This is a genomic window from Streptomyces pseudoechinosporeus (assembly GCF_054783935.1).
The window spans coordinates 1-6,433 of sequence record NZ_BAAGPS010000093.1; the positions used below are offsets into that span (position 1 = coordinate 1).

General features: G+C 68.4%; 6 protein-coding genes and 2 pseudogenes. 3 read left to right on the forward strand and 5 right to left on the reverse strand.

Annotated features, from left to right (window positions below; genetic code table 11):
• The first annotated feature begins 234 nt into the window (after positions 1-234).
• Positions 235-555: a tetratricopeptide repeat protein gene (locus ACYVO6_RS48435; protein ID WP_461073281.1), complete on the forward strand. Its 321-nt coding sequence runs from the start codon at positions 235-237 to the stop codon at positions 553-555.
• Positions 556-1,004: 449 nt separating this feature from the next.
• On the opposite strand, the pseudogene ACYVO6_RS48440 reads toward ACYVO6_RS48435, so the two are convergent.
• Both ACYVO6_RS48440 and ACYVO6_RS48445 read right to left on the reverse strand, forming a co-directional pair.
• Positions 1,005-1,337, reverse strand: a pseudogene (locus tag ACYVO6_RS48440) (tyrosine-type recombinase/integrase); the annotation flags it as partial.
• Between the two features lie 578 nt (positions 1,338-1,915).
• Positions 1,916-2,830, reverse strand: a pseudogene (locus ACYVO6_RS48445) (ThuA domain-containing protein); the annotation flags it as partial.
• Between the two features lie 153 nt (positions 2,831-2,983).
• On the opposite strand from ACYVO6_RS48445, the gene ACYVO6_RS48450 reads away from it, so the two are divergent.
• Positions 2,984-3,271 carry a transposase domain-containing protein gene (locus ACYVO6_RS48450; RefSeq protein ID WP_461073271.1) on the forward strand — a complete coding sequence of 96 codons (288 nt, stop codon included), beginning with the start codon at positions 2,984-2,986 and terminating at the stop codon, positions 3,269-3,271.
• Here ACYVO6_RS48450 and ACYVO6_RS48455 read toward each other — a convergent pair.
• The gene (locus ACYVO6_RS48455) at positions 3,261-4,478 is read right to left on the reverse strand and encodes a TolB-like translocation protein (protein WP_461073273.1); all 1,218 of its coding nucleotides are present in this window, start codon (positions 4,476-4,478) and stop codon (positions 3,261-3,263) included. The genes ACYVO6_RS48450 and ACYVO6_RS48455 overlap by 11 nt on opposite strands.
• A 78-nt stretch (positions 4,479-4,556) precedes the next feature.
• On the opposite strand from ACYVO6_RS48455, the gene ACYVO6_RS48460 reads away from it, so the two are divergent.
• Entirely contained in the window at positions 4,557-5,144 is a 588-nt protein-coding gene (locus ACYVO6_RS48460; protein ID WP_461073275.1) for a TetR/AcrR family transcriptional regulator, read from the forward strand.
• A gap of 56 nt (positions 5,145-5,200) precedes the next feature.
• Here ACYVO6_RS48460 and ACYVO6_RS48465 read toward each other — a convergent pair whose 3' ends face one another.
• Both ACYVO6_RS48465 and ACYVO6_RS48470 read right to left on the reverse strand, forming a co-directional pair.
• The gene (locus ACYVO6_RS48465; RefSeq protein WP_461073277.1) at positions 5,201-5,719 is read right to left on the reverse strand and encodes a hypothetical protein; all 519 of its coding nucleotides are present in this window, start codon (positions 5,717-5,719) and stop codon (positions 5,201-5,203) included.
• Positions 5,716-6,117 (reverse strand): hypothetical protein, encoded by a 402-nt coding sequence (locus ACYVO6_RS48470; protein WP_461073279.1) that lies wholly within the window; start codon positions 6,115-6,117, stop codon positions 5,716-5,718. Before ACYVO6_RS48470 ends, ACYVO6_RS48465 begins: the two co-directional genes overlap by 4 nt.
• Positions 6,118-6,433: the final 316 nt, after the last annotated feature.

Here is a 6,433-nt window from a genome sequence, read left to right on the forward strand (position 1 = left end):
ATACCGCAGCCTCATCCGTTCAGGTGACGGCAAATCGCTTATCAACTCACATACCGCCCTCTCAGTGTCTGGCCCGCTCTCGATCATGAGGACCGGGAACTGTCGGCAGTCCTGCGTGCCAACACCGTCCGTCTCGACCAGCACACCCACCCGGCCCTGTGGCAGCCCGCCATCCACCCGTGCATCTACCAGGTCAGCGGCAGCCTCACGGACGCGGGTCTCTACCAGCAGGCGATCGAGTACGACGAGGGAACCGTTCGGCGAAGCAAGGAAATCCACGGCTCCGACCACCCCGACACCCTCAACGCCCGCAGCAACCTCGCCGTGTCCTACCGCGATGCCGGGCGGGTGCAGGACGCCCTCGACCTGGGCGAGCGGGTCCTGGCCGACTACGAGCGGATCCTGGGCGAGGACCACCCCGACACCCTCAGCGCCCGCAGCAACCTCGCCAACTTCCGCGATGCTGCGGCAGGCGTACAGCAACCGGGTACCGCAACTCCAGCAACTCCCCCCGACCTCCAACCGCCCTCAGACCCTCCGGCGCAACCGGTATGACCCTTACCGACCTATCCATACAGAGCTACGGATCAGAAGGTGGTGAGGGGGGTGGGTACGGAGCCATTCGGCATCCCGGGATCCAGCAGATCCGGGGATCCCTATCCGGCCACCCCCCTCAGCCGCCATGTTCCTCAGCGAGAACACTGAAACCGGCTCATCCCCGGTCAGGAAGCTAACACCCGCCACTGACAACGGCCTTGTGGTGGCAGCCAGCACCAACGCAGACGTGCCAGATGCGTGCCAGATCCTGCGGGGAGCCACGGGGAACAGCGGGCAATGAGCCAGTGGCCGACCAGCCGGGCATGCCGCTCCGCCCCAGGTCAGCGGGGCAGCGAAGACCGAAGCACACGAGCTTCCCAAGCTGAGAGCGCGAGTTCGATTCTCGTCACCCGCTCCACGAAGAAGGCCCAGGTCAAAGACCTGGACCCTTTTGCTGTCCACTGTGATCACTCGCCGCGTGCCAGATCCGTGCCAGAACACCTCTCGGCGGCCTTCTGGGCAGCCTCCTCCCGAGCCTTCCGGACCGTGGCGTCGAGGCCGGCGGCGACCTCTTCCTGTCGCTCCTCGTCGGAGTGCTGATAGATCAGCGCGGCCTTCTCCGAGGCCTGCCCGGCTCGGACCATCGTGTCCTTCAGGGTGGCACCGGACCGCGTGGAGAGCGTGTGCCCGGTGTGCCGGAGGTCGTAGAACCGGAAGTCCTCGGGCAGGCCGACGGTCTCACGCGCCTTTCGCCACGTCCGCCCGAAGGTGCTGCGCCGGAAGGGAGCGCCCTTCTTCCCGTCCCGCTGACCGGCCCGCCGTCGTGTCTCCTGATCCCCATGCCGCCGCGGCGGCGGGCCTCCCAGACTTTCCCCACAGGGTGGGGACCGGGGTGTCGACCCGCTCCCGGCCCGAGGAGGTCTTCAGGCTGCCAGCCCCTGCGACCACCAGCGGGCGGTGTACGCGCGCGACGCGCAGCCCCTCGACCAGAAACTTGTACGCCGCCGGCGGCGGGACGGCTTGGGGCGGAGCCGTCGCGGGCAGGGAGAGGCCACCTGGTCGGGGCTCACGGCGGTTTTCGCCGCGGGAGGGGCGCCGACAGCGTCGCGCCGGAGCGGAACCCGGTCGACCTGTGGCGGAGGTGCGGATCAGTCGCAGGGATGGCGGGAGCCCCGGCGGACGGAGAGCCCCCGGCGGGAACGGGGAAGAGTTCCACCGGGGGCTGTCGATGCCGGCCTCGGGCCGCCCGTCCGCCTACTTGGGCGTCCTGACCGGGCCGAGCGCGGTCAGGAGGAGGTACGTCGCGTAGTCGACCGCGGTCCTAAGGGCGATGTCCCTCCGCTCCCTGCCCCCGTTGCTGCGGACGGAGACGAACTGTTTCAGCGGCGTGCCAGAGCATCCCGAGGCCGCCGGCCGACGTCGGTGTTCCGTCGTCGCTCAGTTCGAAGGCGCCGGGTCCCGCTTGCCGCCATGCCGACAGCGACGCGGCCGTGCCGTCGAAGAGCGGCCGCTAGCCGTTCTCCGGCCGGCAGTCCGCCTCGACGGCGCCGGTGGCCCACTGGATTCCGCCCGACAGGTGCTGACGGACGGCGGGTTCGGCGAAGGACTCCTTGCTGTGGCCGACGCCGGTGTAGAAGGAGCGGCCGCCCTGGTAGTTCTGGCACCAGGCGATCGGGTGGTCGCCGTTCATGTTGCCGCCCCAGTACGAGGACTCGTCGAGGGAGGCCAGGACGCGAACCCGTTCCCGGGGATTCGAGCGGAAGTTGTACCACTCGTCGGTGCGGTTCCAGGTGGTGGGCAGGCTGGCGGTCGCCGGGTGGGCGTGGTCCTCGACGTGCACCGTCGCGCGCATCGGCCACCACGGATGCGACTCGAAGTAGGCACCGACGAGCCCGCCGTAGAAGGACCAGTCGTACTCGGTGTCGGCGGCCGCGTGGATGCCGACGTAGCCCCCGCCACTGCGGATGTAGCCCTCGAAGGCCGTCTCCTGGGCGTCGTTCAGGACGTCACCGGTCGTCGACAGGAACACGACCGCGTCGTAGCGCCCGAGGTTGTCGGCCGTGAAGGCCCCGGCGTCCTCCGTCGCGTCGACCGTGAAGCCGCCCGTCTCGCCGAGCTGTTTCACCGCCGCGATGCCGGCGGAGATCGAGCCGTGGTGGAAGCCGGCCGTCTTGGAGAACACCAGCACCCGTGTGCCGTCCTGCTTCGCCTGTGACACGGCCGGTCCCGAGACGCAGCCCAGGAGCACGGCCGCTCCGACGGCTGACGTTGTCAGTCGGTTGATCGATCGCATGCTGTGTATGTCCCTCTCATCCGGTGGTGAATGTGAAGTCGAGTGGCGACCTCTGCGTACTCGCTCCGAGCTACGCGAACGATGATCACACCCATACGGGCCAGACGGTGAGGTTCTCCAGCTGCGCGGAACCCCGGCGGGGAAACCTGGCCGGTGTCCGATGCCCGGGAACACGACGCCCTCGCCCCAGCCCGGCTCCGCCGCTGCCGGCCCGGGCGGTGGCAGCGGCGGCCCGCCTGGCATGGTTACCGTCGTCACGCGTCCGGCGGCCAGGGTGCGAGTGCGGTGCCGGCGCGGGTGGCGGTGTACTTCGTGCTGGCGCTGACCCTGTTCCCCGACGCTTCCTACGGGCGGGTGTGGGACACCCTGTGGGCCGCGTGCTGCGCTCGGGTGACCCGCACGGACACGCTCAGTCGGCGCCAACGCCGCCTCATCTGCTGAGGTCCATCAGGAGGATGCCGTCGCCCTCGCCCTCGGCACCGCCCTCCACTTTCAGTCCGAAGGCCATTTGCGTGCCGTCGGGCGATACGACCGGGTTGTTGGCCCCGAAGCCCTTGTAGTGGTTGAACGTGGTCATCCGCTCGAGCGTCCCGGAGCCATCCAGCGACAGGCGCCAGATGTCGACCATGCCGGGGAACAGGGCGATGGCGAGGTCTCGCTCGACCATCATGTAACGGCCAGCCGGGTCAGTGCCTTCCGCTTCCTCGTAGAACAGCGAGGTCGGTGCGTAATCATTGACGGCGCCGGTGTCGAGGTTGACGCCCATGGCCTGTCCGCCTTTATGGAAGTAGGCGGAGAAGATCAGTTCGTCGTCGGGGTCGGCGTCCCCATCGGGCAGGGATCGGAAGTCCTGAGCCTCGACGGCGGGTGTGACCAGGGAGACATCGCGCTTGTCGAGGGCGACCGTCCGATCGGCGATCTCCGGTCTGCCGTTGCGGTAGACGATTCGACCCGTCAGGATCTTCGACTTGCCCAGCAGGGCCTCTTTGATCACGTCCGGCATTTTAGTGAAGTCGATGGTCGACTGGTTCCACGCGATGCGGGTGGAACCGGATTGCTTGGACACCGCGACGCCCTCCCAGCAGCTCTCGCCGAGACGGACCGGGGCACGTGTGCCCAAAGGCTGCTGGAGCACCCACAGTTCGCCGCGGAAGCGGTCGCCCTCGGGGTCGTCGGCGCTGCGCTCAGCCACCGCGCACATGACGATGTCGCCGTTGCTCAGGTGGTGCGCCCGTAGCACTCCCCCCTGGAGCGCAGACGTCTTGGTCAGATTGCGGCTCGCGCCGGTCGCCAGGTCGTACTCCCAGAGGTCACCGATCGGAGCATCGAGGAAAGCAAGGCGCTTCCCGTCGGGAGACCAATCGGCCCGCTGCGGTGCGCCGCCGTTCGGCAGCTGGATGTCCAGCAGCCGGATGTGGTCGGGCAGGTGGTCAACCGGTGAGCCGTCAAGGGTGCCCTTGTCCGGATCGAAGTCCAGCATCGGCCGCTGACCCGTAGCCATGGCCGGAGACGTGTTCGTGTCCGCGGCCTTGACCGGCTGCGCGTGAACCTGAACCAGCAGGCACGCCAGGGCGATCGATCCCGCGAATGAGATTAAGTGACGGGTAGTCATATTCGGCAGCCTGGCAGTTCGACGACGCCGGCGCAAGAATCTTCTTGCATCGCAAGAAGATTACCCAGGCCCTGGGTCGTAGCGGCTCTCCTCCTTGTCCTTACAATTGCACCTATGTCAGTGCCAACGCGGACGAGGATCCTTGACGCGGCGTGGGATCTGTTCCTGCGGGAAGGGTTCGCCGGGACGACCGTGACGCAGATCGAGGCGTCGGCGGGCCTGTCAGCCGGGAGCGGCAGCTTCTATCGGCACTTCCGGTCGAAGAAGGAGGTGCTCCAAGCGGTCGTCGACCGCGAGGTCGAGCGCACCAACGCCGAGCGGCAGACCGGCCCCGAGCCCGAAGAGACCGGAGGCGACGTGCGGGTCGCGCTCGCGCTCGAGTTCGAGCGCCGGCTCGGCAATCTGCGGCGGCTCCACCCGCTCATGGAGCTCGTCGCACGCGAGCGCGACCATCTCGGAGCATCGGTCGACCATCTCGGCGAGCTCTTGGTCGCCCGCAACGTCAGTATCCGTTCGCAGCGCCTAGCCAGCTGGATGGCAGCCGGGGCGATCCTGACGCGTGACGCGGAGGCCCTCGCGGCAGTCATCACGTTCGCGCTCACCGGCTACCACCTATCGGTCCGCTTCTTCGGACACCCGCCCGCCGGAGTCAGCGAGGAAGCCCTGATCACCACGCTTGTCGACCTTGTCGCAGGCGTATAGCACGCCTCGCCGCCGCTCCATAGCGCGACCAGAGGCCGCGAGGCAATGCCAGAAAGCTATGATTCATGCTGGTTTGTCAAGTAGTCCCGGCTGGTCGGTGTGTTCGTGGCGGCGAGCGGCTTTGCGGGGGCGGCTGTCACTGGCTGTTCGGGGAGTCGGTAGGTTGCGGGCGCGGTCTTGACCAGCAGGTTCTTGCGTGCCCAGGCGCTGAGGTGGAGTGCGAGGGTGCTCTGTTTGACGGTGTTCAGCGCGGCGGTGATCTCACGGGCGTGCCAGGGGCGGTGAGGATCGGTGGCCATGACCGCGAGGACGTCTTCACGGCGGACGGCGACCTTGGTGGGCCGCGGCGGTCCGTCCGGGATCTTGAAGGTGGCCGGCCCGGTCTTGATGAGGATCTGGCGCCTGGCCCACCGGATCAGCTCACCGGTCAGGTCGCTGCGGTCCAGTCGTAGCAGGGTGGCCAGTTCGATGGCGCGCCACTCACGATCCGGGGCGGTGCCCATCGCGGCGAGCACATCCTCGAGCCTGCTCGTGTGCATCGGGGCTGCGGGCGGCAGCAGCGTCTCGGCCGTCACGGGCGGGTCCTGCGGCGGGGCCGGGTTCTGGCCCGGGCCGGCCGGCCGGGCGGAGCTGCTGTCGGTGCGGGGACGGAAGTGTCCTGCTGGGGGAAGTGGACGGTGATGTCGAGGGCGGTGGCCGGGGTGCTGACGGCAGGGCGGTCCTCGTCGGACCGGCGGTGTCCGTAACGAGCGGAGACGCCCTTGACGGTGCGTGCGCTGATCCGTGGTCGGCGCGGTGGCAGCAGGACGCCGGTGACTGCCTCGGTGATCGGTCCTCCCAGCTCGCTGCCGACGTCGGGCACGATGGCGGCGGCACGGGCGACGCTGTCGCGGGCGGCGGCCAGGGCCGCGGTGAAGCAGGCCCGGTCGGGGTCGCATCCGGGCACGGCGTCGATGGCGTCCAGTATCGCCATCCGCAGGAGCTGGTGGACCGTCAACAGCGCCCACGGCGCCGAGATGCCCCGGAGCGAACACTCCGCAGGCCGTTGTGAAGGTCTGAATCAGCGTCGTCGTGCCACACTGGTCCGTCAACGGCCTCCGGTGTTGGTCTGTCTTGGTCGACGACTCAACTTTCCGGAGGTCCCGTTCCGTTCTCCCGGCCCGCCACCTCGACACACTGCCGCCGGGTGCTTGAAAAGTGGCAACTTCACATAACTTTCCGGCATTGCTTCCCGGTTCGTCAGCACCAGCAGGGCCCGCACCAGCGCAGTTGCCCACCTCGGATCCGTG

What these genes read in the sequence shown, in the direction of transcription:
- ACYVO6_RS48460 (WP_461073275.1), top strand. Translation starts at nt 4,557, where the DNA reads ATGTCAGTGCCAACGCGGACGAGGATCCTTGACGCGGCGTGGGATCTG.
- ACYVO6_RS48470 (WP_461073279.1), bottom strand. Translation starts at nt 6,117, where the DNA reads ATGGCGATACTGGACGCCATCGACGCCGTGCCCGGATGCGACCCCGAC.